Genomic DNA, 15,062 nt, shown 5'->3' on the forward strand with positions numbered 1-15,062 from the left:
ATTGAATACGGCGATGCCCCCGCTACCGCACGAATCCTTTCGTGTGGTGCAAAGTAAATCGATAAAGAATATAGAAAAACCCAGATCGCTCGGATATGCAGTAAATATCTTGTAACGCAGATGGCTCGGATATGTCGTCACAAAGATAGCGCGGATTTGAAATCCGTGCCCGCAACGATAAGCCACAGAGCTGAGCCATATAAAAAGACTAGAAGTAATTCGAAAATGAATTGAATGTTGTTATATTGAATTTGTTATAGATAGTCGAAATACTGTATCGATTTACTGTGCGGGCACGGATTGCAAATCCGCAGTATCGGGTATATGAATAGTGCTTCTAGTGGCTACGGTAGATACACGGAAAGAGCTACATCAACATATAGTTATGCATATTGTAAGGCTTACGGAGAAAATTGGCTTGAATATACATAAGCCAGCAATAATAAATTTTCCTAGTCAGTACTCTTGGAGAAATTCTAATAAAATAATACCATTATGGTTAAAAATGTAACAATATTAATTCTTATTATTATTCTATCATCGTGTTTGAATAAAAACAGTTCTAAAATCGATAATACTAAAATAATTTTTAGATATAATAAGTTTATTACAGTTGATTTTGAGACTCAAATGCTAAAAATAGATTATGCTGGTTTAAATAAGATCCTGCCAATAAGTATTTCTAAAGTTGAGGATTCACTAATTATTAGTTCTTTTTCTAAAAACAAAATTGAAGAAATTAAAGGAGAGTTTTCATATCCTGATTGCAATTGGTTAATGCCAAGTTTTGAAGATAAATTTGAGATTTATGAAAATCAGAAATTAAAATCGACTATTTTTTTTAATGAAAACTCTAACTGTCCTTTGCAAAAAACAAATCCAGACAGCAAAGAATATAGAATTACAAATTTTGTAGGTGATATTAAAAAAGTATTAGAAAACAATAGCGATTTTAAAAGAGCATTAGATACTTTGAATAAATTCCGAAAACATACAATATCCTTATAATACCCAGAACTATAATAAGTATGGTTTTGTAATGAATAACCCGATGGCTAGGATATGTCGTGACAAAGATAGCGCGGATTTGCAATCCGTGCCCGCAACAATAAGCCAAGCTAAGCCATACAAAAAGGCTAGAAGTAATTCGAAAATGAATTGAATGTTGTTATATTGAATTTGTTATAGATAGTTGAAATACTGTATTGATTTACTGTGTGGGCACGGATTGCAAATCCGCGCTATCAGCTTTGTTAGATTTGTTTTGAAGTACTATTGTGTTTTGCTAACTTTTGTGATTACGCAAAGTAAGTCTGCGCCATTGGATACATTGGCTTTCAATATCACTTTATTACAACAATTTTTTGTATAAAGTGAGCTACAGATGTTTAAGTTAATTCTTAAAAATATTCATATATTTGATATTATTACTCCCGCTCTTCGAAGTGTTCTTTAAAAAAACAATCTTTCTTATAATTTGGGATGCTGTGCGAAGTCTCCCGACTTCGTACCCTTTCCAATAGGCAACAAACACGAGAGAGTATGTATTTGTAGTAAAACATCATTATATTTGGATGAAAAAGCTATGTCAGACGGATATAAAATAAGAGACCAGACTTTACCACATTTTGTAACGGCAACCGTTGTTGATTGGGTTGATGTTTTTACAAGAAAAAGCTATAGAGACTCAGTTGTTGAATGTTTGGATTTCTGCATTGCAAACAAAGGCATGGTTTTGTATGGATATGTGATTATGAGCAATCACATACACATGTACTACAATCTGACGATGGAGAGTTATCGGATTTGTTAAGAGATTTCAAAAAATTTACAGCTACAAAAATTATAGAAAAAATAAAATCAGAACCAGAGAGTAGAAGAGAATGGATGTTGGAACATTTTAAATTAGCAACCGAAAGTCATTCCAGAAACAAAAACTATCAGTTTTGGCAGTATGGCAATCATCCCGAAGAGATTTATAGCAACAAATTTATGTGGTCTAAGTTGGATTATATTCATTTAAATCCTGTCCGTGCAGGCATTGTTGAAAAAGCATCGCATTATACCTATTCCAGTGCCAGTAATTACATTTCTGATATAGGATTATTAAAAATTAAAAAAGCAGACATTCCTATTGTTGATGTTTTGAATTTAAATAATTTTACTCGATATAATGAATATTGAGTTTAACTAAGTTGTAATGGCTTACAGGAATGGGTACGAAGTCGGGAGACTTCGCACAGCACAAACGACAACAATCGTGGTTTCCAAAAGACTTCGAAGAGCGGGGGTCAGGAATGTCAGAGCATTCTGTTGATAGTTTTAGCCAAAAAGAGATCAATCAATTTGTACCACAATCTAATAATAATGGTTCTGGATGTTCTAAATGGGAAGAAAAACCTCAAAAATAACAACTATGTATAAAGGATTAATTATTTTAATATTCTTGTCATTAATAAATTGTTGTGCTAAAAAAGAACCTGCAAAAGTTGTTATTGACGCTCCTAAAGATAAAATAATGTTCGAAAAAGACAAAAAGCAAATAGCAGATTGCTTTATTGATAAAGTAGAATATTTTAGAAAATATCACGATTATGAAACAGATGTTTATGTAAATTCTCCTGATAATATTAAAAAGGAACAAGAAGAATATTACTCAAAATATATTGGAGCAGATATAGACCCAGCCAATTTTTTCGAACCTTATGCCAATAGATTTAATATAAAAAGAGATAGATATGTTACTTCTCCGTTTCCAACAATTGACCAGCTTGAAGTAACGACTGATGCTATTGTTTATAATGAGGATGAACTTATTTGTTTTGCTTTTTTAGTAATAAAAGGAAGATATAGCCACGCAAAAGATTTAGAGGAAGCTAGAGATAAAGCTAGAGAATATGATGCTAGAGCTGTTATAGGATTAAGACAAACAAAAGAAACTCCTTTTGAAATATATCCTGTTACTAAATTTAGTGCTATTGGTTATGAAGCTTATAATACAGCCGTTGAACAAATGAAAATGCTCTATTTTACAAAGCTTAAAGGAGATTATACTGAAGGCACACAATATGCTGGTAAAAATACATTTAACTCAAATGTAGGGGATAAAGATTTTTTTAAGAAATCACCTTACTTTAAGAAAACAAAAGAAGGATTATATTACTTTCAAATTTATAAAGACCTTAAAGGAAATATTAAAGAGTATCAATATCAAAAATGTAACTAATGTTGATTTCACACAACAAAAAACCTCGCAATTTGCGAGGTTTTTTTATATTAAGAAAGTTGCTGCTGCAGATTAGATTTTAGTATGAAAGCATCTAGAAACTCTTTAACGAGTGATTTTTTTTGGTCGTTTAGTTTTTCTACTTTCACCAGCTATCCGAAGTGTTCTTTAAAAAACAGATGTGCATAAAAATTGTGGTGTTGCTGTGCGAAGTCTCCCGACTTCGTACCCACTCCAATAATCCACACAGTTAATCAGGCAAAATAAATCAAGTATGTATTTGTAGTAAAACATCATTATATTTGGATGAAAAAGCTATGTCAGACGGATATAAAATAAGAGACCAGACTTTACCACATTTTGTAACGGCAACCCTTGTTGATTGGGTTGATGTTTTTACAAGAAAAAGCTATAGAGACTCAGTTGTTGAATGTTTGGATTTCTGCATTGCAAACAAAGGCATGGTTTTGTATGGATATGTGATTATGAGCAATCACATACACATGATAGTACAATCTGACGATGGAGAGTTATCAGATTTGTTAAGAGATTTCAAAAAATTTACTGCGACAAAAATTATAGAAAAAATAAAATCCGATCCAGAGAGTAGAAGAGAATGGATGTTGGAGCGTTTTAAATTAGCAACCGAAAGTCATTCCAGAGACAAAAACTATCAGTTTTGGCAGTATGGCAATCATCCTGAAGAGATTTATAGCAACAAATTTATGTGGTCTAAGTTGGATTATATTCATTTAAATCCTGTTCGTGCAGGCATTGTTGAAAAATCATCGCATTATACCTATTCTAGTGCCAGTAAATACATTTCTGACATAGGATTATTAAAAATTAAAAAAGCAGACATTCCTATTGTTGATGTTTTGAATTTGAATAATTTTACTCGATATAATGAATACTGAGTTTAACTAAGTTGTAATGGCTTACAGGAACGGGTACGAAGTCGGGAGACTTCGCACAGCACAAACGACAACAATCGTGGTTTCCAGAAGACTTCGAAGAGCGGGATACGAAGTCGGGAGACTTCGCACAGCACAAACGACAACAATCATAATTTCCAGAAGACTTCGAAGAGCGGGTTCGAATGTATATTGTAAGATGGTTAGAATGTCCAATACAAACTTCAAATGGAGCATTAATCCAAAAACAAGGAACAGGCACGCCACAAGGCGGAGTGATTAGTCCCTTGTTAGCCAATCTGTTTCTACATTATGTATTAGACAAATGGCTGGAGAAAACCTACCCACAATTAAACTTTGTACGCTATGCCGATGATGTAATTGTACATTGTTACAGCGAGGGTCAGAGTATAGAAGTTTTAAATGCGATAAAAACCAGATTAGAACAATGCAAACTACGACTGAGCGAGCAAAAGACCAAAATAGTACAATGCCAGGCTTACAACCGAAAAAGATTCAAGGATTATCCCAAGAAGTTTGACTTTTTGGGCTTCACATTCAAACCAAGAACCAAAATCACCAAAGAAGGCAGATTGTTTTTGGGCTACGATTGTGAGATAAGCCAAAAATCACAAATACGGATTATAGACAAATGGCGAGACCTAAAGTTTCATAAGCAAACAGATGTTAGCATTCAAAAAATAGCAAGCCAATTGCATTTGCAACTAGTAGGGATTGCCCGTTATTATGGCTATTTTAAAGTTTGGAGCCTACAAAGACTATTTCGGAATTTAGAAAATCGGTTAGCCAAATGGGTTCGGAATAAGTATAAGTCAATGAAGAGAAGTTACAGTAAAGCATATAAGGGGTTGAAAACAATACGTATTGCCTATCCCACGCTGTTTTACCATTGGCAACTCTTCAAAGCACTATGATTTGTATGATAAGAGCCGTATGATGCGAGAGTATCACGTACGGTTCTGTGAGAGGCTTGGGCTGAAATGCGCTTGCCTACTTGACAATATCCACACTAGATAGTGCGGGATTAATTCATCAGTTCGCTGTCGCTCGGGTGTATGCCTTACCCACAAAGATTAGCGCTTAGCCCGATTGCAAACACTTTTCTACAATTGTTAACGCAATCCCGAAGCTTCGGGATTTCTGCGGGTCACGCCCAACTAGTTCTTGAAATTTGTAAGTATTGAACTTATCAGTTTACGCCTTCCTTAAATCAAAAGTCGTTAATCAGCAATTTTAAATAAAAAGTGCTTTTAATTCGGTTGCATCGTGTGCTTTCATTTTTCCGGCCAATAACAAACTTAATTGCTTACGTCTAAGTGCGCCGTCAAAACGTTCTTGTTCTAAAGGAGTCTCTGGAACGATAGCTGGAACAAGAACTGGTTTACCTAATTCGTTTACAGCTACAAAAGTATAAATGGCTTCGTTGGCTTTGGATTTTTCACCAGAAAGGCGGTCTTCAACCCAAACGTCGATATAGACTTCCATAGAGCTGTTGAAGGCTCGGGAAACTTTTGCCTCTATTGTCACCACGCTTCCTAGTAAAATAGGTTTAGAAAATGCGACATGGTTTACAGAAGCAGTCACGGCAATGTTGCGCGAGTGGCGTTGTGCTGAGATACTAGCGGCACGGTCCATACGCGAAAGAAGCTCTCCTCCAAAAAGGTTATTAATATGGTTGATTTCACTTGGTAAAACTAAGTCGGTAAGTATTGTTAATGATTCTGAAGGTGTTTTAGGTTCCATAAATTTGTATTGTAAAGTCTCTGATCATTAGGATGCAGAATCTTAAGTTTGTAATAAGTAATAACATTGAATTTTACAATGCCATCATTTTAATTGAGCCAATATACTGCCATTACAGCAGGGATAAAGTAGATCACAATGGTTCTGGCTCCGTCATAGTCTTTGGCGAGACGCTGACCAAAAAGCATCATTAATAATGTGATTGCTGAGAATACTGCTCCGTAAAATCCAAAAAGTCTACCGTCGCTTACTAGTAATTCGATACCACCTACAAAGCATAATATTGTCGAAATCAATTCCATGATAACCAAATTGATTAGCGCTGGTTTTACGTGATTTTTTAATCTAGTTTTGGCAAAATGCCCGTTAAGCCAAGTGATGTTATCTTGCCAGTAAAACAGTTTTTCGTAACTGGATTGCAAGTAAGTCATTCCGAAAAAGATAAGGATCAGTAAGGAGGCAGGATTGTTCATGGTTGGTTATTTTTTATGAATGAGTCGTGTTAGTTTTATAGATAAATCGGTCAATATTATTTTGGCATTTCCGTTGCGTTCTATATGATACATGGCCTCACCAATCTCATTATAAATTTCGGCTATGTTATTTCCATTTACAAAAGGTGCAAATTTCTCCAATTTAAACTTAGGTACTTTCGGTTCAAAATAAACCAAACTAGGCGCTTCATAATTAAGCAGCAACGCTTGACGAAACATTTCGATACAAAAATCTAAGAATTTCTTTTGACTTTCTCTTCCTAATCCTGCGATTTTTTCGCTCCAAGTGATTAAATCATGAATAGCCGAAGCATCTTTTTTGGCCTGGAAAGCAGCACGTACCCAAGTAACAAACCACTCTTCAAAAGGATGTTCCTCGCTGTCATCATGCAATAAATGAAGCGCTTTATTGTAATTTCCTTGTGCTTGATGAGCGAGTTTTAAAGCGAGTTTTTCCTCGACCTGTTCATTGGCAACCAATGCATCTGCAATAACTGCTTGGCTTAATCCGTTAAAATGTAAAATTTGACAACGAGAACGAATGGTTTGAATGATATCTTCTTCGTTTTCGCTTATCAATATAAAAACAGTTTTCTCAGGTGGTTCCTCTAATAATTTTAATAGTTTATTTGAGGCCGCTGTATTAAGCTTGTCTGCCATCCAGACAATCATAATTTTGTGACCACCCTCATAGGATTTTAACGCTAATGATTTTAAGATCTCTTGAGCATCATCTACACGAATTTCTCCTTGTTTATTTTTTACACCAAGAATAGCGTACCAGTCAAATAATCCGCCATAAGGTTGCTCCAAAATAAAAGTTCTCCAATCGATTATAAAATCGATGCTTTTAGGTTTGGCCTTTACTTCATCTGTAGTTACTGTTGGATATACAAAATGTAAATCGGGATGAGCAATTTTATCAAATTTAAGATTACAAGCGGTATTTTCGCCCGTATTTTCACCGTTTTGGTTGTTGCATAAAATGTACTGAGCATAAGCAATTGCCATAGCCAATGTCCCACATCCTTCTGGTCCCACAAATAGTTGTGCATGGGGTATGCGCCCCGAACTCGCACTCTGTGTAAGGTGGTTCTTGATGTGTTCTTGTCCTAAAATATTTGAGAATAACATAAAGCAAAGATAGCAGAAAATGGTGTAGTCAAAAATTTTGAGAAACAAAGTTTAGAAGTACTCCACAGTGCTTTTGAGATCTAAATAAAAAAAACATTTAAAGCCTATTTTGTAGAATTCATAAATAGGTATAGCAATTCTTAAAATTATTATGTGAATTACATCGTTTTCGTTAGATATTTCAACTTATTTTTAGAATAATGAAATATCATACTAATGTAAAAGTTCTATATTTGTTGTACTTTGATAATAATAAACTTAAAATAAATCTGATGAAGACTTTAAACGACTTTGATTTTAAAAATAAAAAAGCAATAATACGTGTTGATTTTAACGTGCCTTTGGACGAAAACTTCAATATTACTGATACTACTCGTATTGTATCTGCAAAACCAACTATTGATGCTATCTTGGCTCAAGGTGGGAGTGTGATATTAATGTCTCACCTAGGAAGACCAAAAGGTGCTGAAGAAAAATATTCATTAAAACACATTTTAAAATCAACTTCTGAAATTCTTGGAGTTCCAGTAAAGTTTGCTGATGACTGCGTTGGAGAAGCCGCTACAACAGCTGCTGCAGCATTGCAACCAGGTGAAGTTTTATTATTAGAAAATTTACGTTTTCATGCTGAAGAAGAAGCTGGAGATGTAGCTTTCGCTAAAGAACTGGCTTCATTGGGAGATATTTATGTAAACGATGCTTTTGGAACGGCTCACAGAGCACATGCTTCAACTACAATTATTGCTCAGTTTTTTCCAACTGCTAAATGTTTTGGTAAGTTATTGGCAAAAGAAATTGAAAGCATTGACAAGGTTTTAAACAATAGCGAAAGACCAGTTTTAGCCATTCTTGGTGGATCTAAAGTTTCTTCGAAAATTACGGTTATCGAAAACATTTTGGATAAAGTTGATCACATGATTATTGGTGGAGGTATGACTTTTACTTTTGTGAAAGCACTAGGAGGTAAAGTTGGTAACTCGATCTGTGAAGATGATAAAATGGAATTGGCATTAGAAATTTTGCGTTTGGCTAAAGAAAAAGGAGTTCAAATTCATATCCCAGTAGATGTCATTGCTGCAGATGATTTTTCTAATACAGCAAATACGCAAATTGTTGACGTAAGAGAAATTCCTGATGGTTGGGAAGGTCTTGATGCAGGTCCAAAATCATTGGAAGCTTTTGAAAAAGTAATTATGGAATGTAAAACGATTCTTTGGAATGGTCCATTGGGAGTTTTTGAAATGGAGTCTTTTGCAAAAGGAACAATTGCACTAGGAAATTATATCGCAGCTTCTACTGCAAACGGTGCTTTCTCACTTGTAGGTGGTGGAGACTCTGTTGCGGCTGTAAAACAGTTCGGTTTTGAAGACAAAGTAAGTTATGTTTCAACCGGTGGTGGAGCAATGCTAGAAATGCTAGAAGGTAAAGTTCTACCTGGTATCGCAGCAATTTTAGATTAAGAACGTTATTTTTAACAATATTTATGACTATTATTGGTTATTAGGTAGTATGTTTGTATTTGCTAAATTCTTAATGAGTTACAAACAAGCATATTAACCTACGGAATATGACTAAAAAATATATCACAATATCACTTTCTTTATTACTATCAATTCCTTTATTCTCGCAAGAAATAGCAGAGAATAAAGGAATTGTTGGTTTAGAGAAAAAAGTAACCTATCTGGATTCTATCAAGAATACCTTCATAAAAGACGATCTGGCAGCCTGTGTCGATAATCTTTGGATGAAAGAATTAACAGATCTGGATTCTTATGATGAAATGACAACAGACATTACATCAATAGATTCTAGTATTAAGGTTGATTTTGAATTGCCTACAGAATTGCTTAAATCCAGATTGGAAGCGATGAATGCTAAATCTCCTTTTAGAATTCAATACAATGAAAATCTAGAAAATGTAATTAAATCTTTTCTGAAATACAGAAGAAAATCCTACGAACGATTAATGGCTGTTTCAGAATATTACTTCCCAATGTTTGAAGAGGTATTTGCCAAAGAAAATATTCCATTAGAAATTAAATATTTAGCGATTGTTGAATCTGCTTTGAACCCTAAGGCAGTTTCCAAAATGGGAGCTACTGGATTATGGCAGTTCATGTACCAAACGGGTAAGCAATACGATTTGAAGATTGACTCTTATATGGATGAGCGTAGTGATCCTTTAAAATCCACCCAAGCAACAGCAGAGTACATGAAAGGTATGTACGCTATTTTTGGCGATTGGGAATTGGTTCTAGCAAGCTACAATTCTGGACCAGGAAATGTTACCAAAGCAATTCGTCGTTCTGGAGGAAAACAAAATTTTTGGGATATTCGTAATTATTTACCTAAGGAAACACAAGGATATGTACCTGCATTTTTGGCAACGATGTATATCTATGAGTACCATAAAGAACACGGTATTAAGCCGAACAGAGCACTTTTAAAACAATTTGCAACAGACACCGTAATGGTTAAAAAGCAAATGACTTTTAAACAAATATCTGATTTACTTGAAGTGCCAATTGCTCAACTAGAGTTATTGAATCCAGCTTATAAACTAAATACAATTCCTGTTTATAGTGATGCTGCTCATTACCTGAAATTACCAAAAGATAAAATTGCCATTTTCGCATCCAATGAGGAAAAAATTTATGCTTATGTGCAGCGTGAAGCAGAGTATAAAAATGGTGATTATCAAAACCCTAGAGCTATTGCTTTAAAATCGGTATTAGGCTCTGACACGTTGAAACTTAATCCTAATAACACGCAAAATTATATAGTAAAACAAGGTGATAACTTAAATGCTATCGCTAGCAAACATAATGTGAGCGTAGAAGCGATCATGAAATGGAATAACTTGAGTAATACTAATATCGCTTATGGTGATAACCTAAAAATTGGTGTTGCTGAACCTATAAATAAAGCATTTATACACAGAGCAGTGGCTACAACTACAGTTGTTCCTAAGATTAATAATATTGATTCTAAAGTTGATAAAGAAGAAGTTGCTACCAATGATGATAGTGATAATGAAGAAACTCGTTTTCATATTGTACAAAAAGGAGAGAGTTTAAATTCGATTGCAAGAAGCCATAATATATCTGTAGCTGATTTAACAGATTGGAATGATTTATCAAGCTCGAACCTGCAATTAGGGGCCAAATTAAAAATAAATACAAATGCAGTGTCTGAGGAGGTTGCTGTTATTACACAACCTGTAATCTTAAAAAACATTCAGTATGTAGTTCAAAAAGGAGACAATCTTGGTACCATTGCTAAGAAATTTGGTGCCTCATTAAATGAGTTGAAACAGTGGAACAGACTAAATTCTACCGCTGTTGCACTTGGGAAAACTTTGATTGTTGCTAAGAATGAACCTGCAATCAACACTTCATTTGCAAGTGTAAATTCATTCAAAAAAACGGACAGTTTCGCCAAAAAGCTGACATCTGATTATTATGTTCAAGCTGGAGATACTTTATACAGTATCGCCAAAAAATCTGGAGTATCACTTGCTGACTTGAAAAAGTGGAACGATATTGGCAATGAAGGTATCAAACCCGGAATGAAATTGAAATTAAACGGATAAATACAATAATCTTATATAAATTTGGGTTTTATTATAATTATACAATTATGAATAAGGCCCATTTTTTATTTGTACTACTTTCAATATTTTTGTTTTCTTGCAAGAACAACGAAGATTCTGTTTCAAAAAAAACAACAGGAAAGATAAATAGCATTTCTATTGTAATCGAAGATCAGCTGTGGAATGGCGAAATAGGGGACAGTTTGCGCAATAAATTTGCTTCTCCAGTATTAGGCTTGCCGCAAGAAGAACCGCTCTTTAATATCAATCAATATTCGACAAAACTGCTAGAAGGTTTCATGACCGACAGTCGCAATATTATTGTAGTAAAAAAGAAAGATGTAAACAAGTTCGAAATTATTACAGATCAGTATGCTTCTCCACAAAATGTATTTCATATTTCTGGACGAACTGCGACCGATATATTAGCTATTTTAGAAAAGCAAAGCCCAATTATCGTTGCTACCATACGTCAAACTGAAATTGAGGAATGTCAAAAAACAATTCGAAGATCAGCATTGAACCCCAAAATCATTGAGAATAAATTTCATATTGGCCTAGACGTACCTATAGGATACAAGTACATGTCACATGAATCAAATTTTCTTTGGTTAAAAAAAGAAATTGTGAGTGGTAGCAGTAGTTTGTTGATTTACCAAGTTCCTATTTACCAAATTATAAATAAGAATAATTTAATATCGAATATCATAAGCATGCGTGATTCGATAGGTAAACTTTATATACATGGCAAAGAACCTAATACTGATATGGTAACTGAGGAGGCTTATTCACCCTATTTCTTTAAAATAAAACTTGATGGTAAAATTGCCTACGAAATGAAAGGAACTTGGGAGTTGAAAAACGATTTTATGACAGGACCATTTATAAATTATGTCATCATCGACCAAGAGTATAGTAGAGCATTAGTTCTTGAAGGATTTTGCTATTCTCCGTCAAAAGAGAAGAGAGATATAATGCACGAACTTGAGTCTATAATCAAATCGGTTGCTATTGTTAAAAGGTGATTTTAAATTTTGGTAATGAGGAATTCTACACGTCGGTCCATTTCATCTCCTTTGCGTAGAGGGTATTTGTTACCAACTCCAGTGTACGACATTCTTAAACTATTAATCTTTTTACTCATTAAATATTTAAAGACTGTTTTGGCTCTGTTTAAAGACAAATTCCGTTCGCTTGTCTCTTTGTCAATTGCATCTCTATAACTGTTAGACGTACAACAAACATGACCTCGAATTTCGAATTCTAATTTCTTGTTTTTGTTTAAAATCGTAATGATTTTGTCCAGCTCCTTTATCGACGCATTAGTCAATTTACTGCTGCCCATTTCAAATAAAATAGATTCGAAATAAATGCGATCGCCAACCTTATGTTTGTCTTGTAGAGAAGTGTAAATACCTTGGCCAAAACTATTTTTAGGAATAATCAATAAGTCTACTCTTCTGTTTTGAGATCTTACTTTGCTTAAATTATCAACTGTATCTTTCTTTACTAACACACGACCTTTACCTTCAATAATTACAATTTTATTTTTATTAAATCCGTTGGTAGTTAGCAAATCTTGTACAGTTTCGACTCTTTTAGTTGATAGTTTGTAATTGTAATCATTATTTCCGCGGTCGTCGCAATACCCGTAAATTTGAATCGATTCTATTTTGGAAGTGTCGTTTGTCTTTATGAAATCTAAGATAGTTATCGCTTGCTGACGGTTAATGTCATATTTGTCAAAATTAAAGTAGACTGTTTCAATCTTCTTATTTTGAGACGAAAGAAGACTGAAAAGTAATAACGCTACTATTGCATATAATTTTGACATTTATCGGTTTAAAATTTTCAAATATTCAGTTGTATTATTCAGTAAAGCAACCGATTTTTGAATTTCGACACTATTTTTTAAATAATAATTGTACAAACCTTCTTGGTACTGGTACCTTTTGATGATTTCTTCTACTAGTAAATTTTTGATTTCGATCTTATTTTTATCTAATAATCCGTCTTCAATTTTTTGAATCGAACTCAGTAGTTGTTCGTATTCATTTTTTATTGCAACGTCCATATTTTCCTTTTTGGCAACAGCCAAAGTGTTTTTTAAAGCAAGTTCTGTTTCTGTATCCAATGAAACTTTTTGAGTTTTGAGATAATTTTTAAAATCTTGATAATTTGCGTCTGAAAATGTAATGTTCTGATTTCCTATATTTGGATTTTTGTAATAGTAAGCAGTTGCATAATTAAAGATAACATCATTTTTTTGCAAGGCACTTGCAATAGAACTTGTCTTGGTCTCTTCAATTTCGAGGTCTGGTAAAATTCCTCCACCATCATAAACAGTTCTTCCTTTTCGGGTTTTAAATGCATTATAATTTTTCTCCTCAGTACGTTTGGCCACACCTTTATTGTCCTTATTTGCGTAGTCAAGCGCTTGGATACACCTACCAGATGGAGTATAATAGCGGGAAATGGTAACTTTTAGCTGCGTGTTATAGGTAAGATCAACAGGTCGTTGGACCAATCCTTTTCCGAAACTGCGACTTCCTACTACAACGGCACGATCCAAATCTTGAAGAGCACCAGAAACGATTTCAGATGCAGAAGCGCTTCGACCATTTACAATAATCACAAGCGGAATTTCAGTATCTACAGGATCAGATGTAGTTTTATAGGTATTATTGTATTTCTCTATTTTTGATTTGGTAGTCACTATAACTTCATTTTTAGGGACAAACAGATTACAAATACTCACAGCTTCATTCAAAAGCCCTCCAGGATTTCCTCTTAGATCAAGAACGATTCTTTCGGCTCCTTGTCTTTTTAATTCAAGTAAAGCCTCTTTTGTTTCGATAGATGCTTTTTTGCTAAAATGCGCTACAACAATATAACCTGTTTTCTCATCAATTTTTGCGTAAAAAGGAACCGATTTCACTTCTACTTCATCAAGTATAATTTGACCAGTTAATTTTTTGCCTTGTCGAAGGTATTCAATATCAATTTTAGTATTCTTTGTTCCTTTAAACAATTGTGAGGCATCGTCAAGGAAATCTATCAGTGCCACATCGCCAATTTTTGTAATTTCATCACCCGGTTTCAAACCTGCTTTATCGGCTGGGAAATTTTTGTACACTTCTTTAATAATGATTTTACCTTCTTGTCTTGTAATCAAAGCACCAATACCTGTGTATTCACCCGTATTGTTAATTTTAAAACGTAGAACATCTTGTTCATTAAAGTAAACAGTGTAAGGGTCCAAACCTGCCAACATAGATTTAATAGCTTTATCCATTAAGTCGCCAGGATTTACTTCATCAACATAATTTTTATTTAACTCTTTAAATAAAGTGGTGAAGATTTCTATTTGCTTTGCAATCTCAAAAAAATTATCTTGAAAGCTTACCCCTATAAATAAAAAGGCAGAAGCGATAGTTGGGATTATTACTTTTTTTTGGAAAAGGGATTTCATTTGAATAGTGGAATTATAAATAGTGCAGGCTAAAAATACAAAAAAAGAATAGTTAATCTGTTTTTTTTGTTTGCAACAAAAATTTCTCAAATAATTGGATCATTTTGGTATTAACCTCTTCAAAGTTCAAGCGATCTTTGGTTTGGTAAAACAGCATAAAAGAATAAGGTTGGTCTAAATTTTCTAAAAGTAAATGCTTGTTGAGGCGATAGGCTTCTCGAAGCAGTCTTTTGTAATAATTACGGTCAACTGCTTTTTTAAAATTTTTCTTGGAAACAGAAACTCCAATTTGAGTTCTAGAATCCTCACCAACCGCTCCTGTGTAATAGACCATTCGTAAGGGATATTTTGCAACAGATTTACCATCAGAAAATAACAATCCAATTTTAATTTTGCTCTTGAGTTTCTCTTCTTTAGGGTAATTAAACTTCATATTTTTGTTGGAAAACGCTAGTATTTTAGGGTG

Annotated in this window: 15 protein-coding genes; 9 read left to right on the forward strand and 6 right to left on the reverse strand. The window is 33.9% G+C overall.

From position 1 onward, the window contains the following. Positions 1-495 precede the first annotated feature (495 nt). From LXH21_RS05840 to LXH21_RS05865, 6 genes are all read left to right on the forward strand, one after another. Complete coding sequence (locus tag LXH21_RS05840; RefSeq protein WP_239863324.1) at positions 496-1,008, forward strand: hypothetical protein; 513 nt, start codon at positions 496-498, stop codon at positions 1,006-1,008. A 690-nt stretch (positions 1,009-1,698) separates the two neighbouring features. Beyond that, complete coding sequence (locus LXH21_RS05845) at positions 1,699-2,184, forward strand: transposase (protein WP_317208780.1); 486 nt, start codon at positions 1,699-1,701, stop codon at positions 2,182-2,184. Between the two features lie 29 nt (positions 2,185-2,213). Continuing rightward, complete coding sequence (locus LXH21_RS05850; RefSeq protein ID WP_239863325.1) at positions 2,214-2,411, forward strand: hypothetical protein; 198 nt, start codon at positions 2,214-2,216, stop codon at positions 2,409-2,411. Between the two features lie 5 nt (positions 2,412-2,416). Then, the gene (locus LXH21_RS05855) at positions 2,417-3,226 is read left to right on the forward strand and encodes a hypothetical protein (protein ID WP_239863326.1); all 810 of its coding nucleotides are present in this window, start codon (positions 2,417-2,419) and stop codon (positions 3,224-3,226) included. Between the two features lie 317 nt (positions 3,227-3,543). Next, complete coding sequence (locus LXH21_RS05860; protein WP_239863746.1) at positions 3,544-4,143, forward strand: REP-associated tyrosine transposase; 600 nt, start codon at positions 3,544-3,546, stop codon at positions 4,141-4,143. A 182-nt stretch (positions 4,144-4,325) separates the two neighbouring features. After that, positions 4,326-5,075, forward strand: a complete 750-nt coding sequence (locus LXH21_RS05865) for a reverse transcriptase domain-containing protein (RefSeq protein WP_239863327.1) — start codon at positions 4,326-4,328, stop codon at positions 5,073-5,075. Between the two features lie 319 nt (positions 5,076-5,394). Here LXH21_RS05865 and LXH21_RS05870 read toward each other — a convergent pair whose 3' ends face one another. The 3 genes from LXH21_RS05870 to LXH21_RS05880 form a co-directional block, all read right to left on the reverse strand. Continuing rightward, entirely contained in the window at positions 5,395-5,904 is a 510-nt protein-coding gene (locus LXH21_RS05870) for an acyl-CoA thioesterase (RefSeq protein WP_239863328.1), read from the reverse strand. Between the two features lie 89 nt (positions 5,905-5,993). Then, on the reverse strand, positions 5,994-6,377 hold the full coding sequence (locus LXH21_RS05875; protein ID WP_239863329.1) for a DoxX family protein: 384 nt from the start codon (positions 6,375-6,377) through the stop codon (positions 5,994-5,996). A gap of 6 nt (positions 6,378-6,383) precedes the next feature. Next, on the reverse strand, positions 6,384-7,532 hold the full coding sequence (locus LXH21_RS05880; protein ID WP_239863330.1) for a DNA polymerase III subunit: 1,149 nt from the start codon (positions 7,530-7,532) through the stop codon (positions 6,384-6,386). Between the two features lie 272 nt (positions 7,533-7,804). Here LXH21_RS05880 and LXH21_RS05885 point away from each other — a divergent pair, with 272 nt between their 5' ends. The 3 genes from LXH21_RS05885 to LXH21_RS05895 all read left to right on the forward strand — a co-directional run bounded on the left by LXH21_RS05885 (position 7,805) and on the right by LXH21_RS05895 (position 12,149). Next, positions 7,805-8,992 (forward strand): phosphoglycerate kinase, encoded by a 1,188-nt coding sequence (locus LXH21_RS05885; protein ID WP_239863331.1) that lies wholly within the window; start codon positions 7,805-7,807, stop codon positions 8,990-8,992. A gap of 107 nt (positions 8,993-9,099) precedes the next feature. Continuing rightward, positions 9,100-11,124, forward strand: coding sequence for a LysM peptidoglycan-binding domain-containing protein (locus LXH21_RS05890; RefSeq protein WP_239863332.1), 2,025 nt, complete (start codon positions 9,100-9,102; stop codon positions 11,122-11,124). Positions 11,125-11,171: 47 nt separating this feature from the next. Then, entirely contained in the window at positions 11,172-12,149 is a 978-nt protein-coding gene (locus tag LXH21_RS05895; RefSeq protein ID WP_239863333.1) for a DUF4837 family protein, read from the forward strand. Between the two features lie 2 nt (positions 12,150-12,151). Here the strand turns inward: LXH21_RS05895 and LXH21_RS05900 are convergent, their stop codons facing one another. The 3 genes from LXH21_RS05900 to rnpA are packed head-to-tail and all read right to left on the reverse strand — an operon-like array spanning position 12,152 to position 15,029. Next, positions 12,152-12,958: an OmpA family protein gene (locus tag LXH21_RS05900; RefSeq protein ID WP_239863334.1), complete on the reverse strand. Its 807-nt coding sequence runs from the start codon at positions 12,956-12,958 to the stop codon at positions 12,152-12,154. Continuing rightward, positions 12,959-14,596: a S41 family peptidase gene (locus LXH21_RS05905; RefSeq protein ID WP_239863335.1), complete on the reverse strand. Its 1,638-nt coding sequence runs from the start codon at positions 14,594-14,596 to the stop codon at positions 12,959-12,961. A 52-nt stretch (positions 14,597-14,648) separates the two neighbouring features. Further along, positions 14,649-15,029, reverse strand: coding sequence for a ribonuclease P protein component (gene rnpA / locus LXH21_RS05910; RefSeq protein WP_239863336.1), 381 nt, complete (start codon positions 15,027-15,029; stop codon positions 14,649-14,651). Positions 15,030-15,062: the final 33 nt, after the last annotated feature.

Origin of the sequence: Flavobacterium algicola, assembly GCF_022399565.1 — a bacterium.
In the GTDB taxonomy this organism is placed as follows: Bacteria; Bacteroidota; Bacteroidia; order Flavobacteriales; family Flavobacteriaceae; genus Flavobacterium; species Flavobacterium algicola.

Excerpts from the sequence above, each read along its gene's own strand:
- LXH21_RS05850 (WP_239863325.1), top strand. The coding sequence starts at position 2,214 with ATGGGTACGAAGTCGGGAGACTTCGCACAGCACAAACGACAACAATCG.
- LXH21_RS05905 (WP_239863335.1), bottom strand. The coding sequence starts at position 14,596 with ATGAAATCCCTTTTCCAAAAAAAAGTAATAATCCCAACTATCGCTTCT.
- LXH21_RS05885 (WP_239863331.1), top strand. The coding sequence starts at position 7,805 with ATGAAGACTTTAAACGACTTTGATTTTAAAAATAAAAAAGCAATAATA.
- LXH21_RS05870 (WP_239863328.1), bottom strand. The coding sequence starts at position 5,904 with ATGGAACCTAAAACACCTTCAGAATCATTAACAATACTTACCGACTTA.
- LXH21_RS05855 (WP_239863326.1), top strand. The coding sequence starts at position 2,417 with ATGTATAAAGGATTAATTATTTTAATATTCTTGTCATTAATAAATTGT.
- rnpA (WP_239863336.1), bottom strand. The coding sequence starts at position 15,029 with ATGAAGTTTAATTACCCTAAAGAAGAGAAACTCAAGAGCAAAATTAAA.
- LXH21_RS05880 (WP_239863330.1), bottom strand. The coding sequence starts at position 7,532 with ATGTTATTCTCAAATATTTTAGGACAAGAACACATCAAGAACCACCTT.
- LXH21_RS05840 (WP_239863324.1), top strand. The coding sequence starts at position 496 with ATGGTTAAAAATGTAACAATATTAATTCTTATTATTATTCTATCATCG.
- LXH21_RS05900 (WP_239863334.1), bottom strand. The coding sequence starts at position 12,958 with ATGTCAAAATTATATGCAATAGTAGCGTTATTACTTTTCAGTCTTCTT.
- LXH21_RS05895 (WP_239863333.1), top strand. The coding sequence starts at position 11,172 with ATGAATAAGGCCCATTTTTTATTTGTACTACTTTCAATATTTTTGTTT.
- LXH21_RS05865 (WP_239863327.1), top strand. The coding sequence starts at position 4,326 with ATGTATATTGTAAGATGGTTAGAATGTCCAATACAAACTTCAAATGGA.
- LXH21_RS05875 (WP_239863329.1), bottom strand. The coding sequence starts at position 6,377 with ATGAACAATCCTGCCTCCTTACTGATCCTTATCTTTTTCGGAATGACT.
- LXH21_RS05845 (WP_317208780.1), top strand. The coding sequence starts at position 1,699 with ATGTTTGGATTTCTGCATTGCAAACAAAGGCATGGTTTTGTATGGATA.
- LXH21_RS05860 (WP_239863746.1), top strand. The coding sequence starts at position 3,544 with ATGTCAGACGGATATAAAATAAGAGACCAGACTTTACCACATTTTGTA.
- LXH21_RS05890 (WP_239863332.1), top strand. The coding sequence starts at position 9,100 with ATGACTAAAAAATATATCACAATATCACTTTCTTTATTACTATCAATT.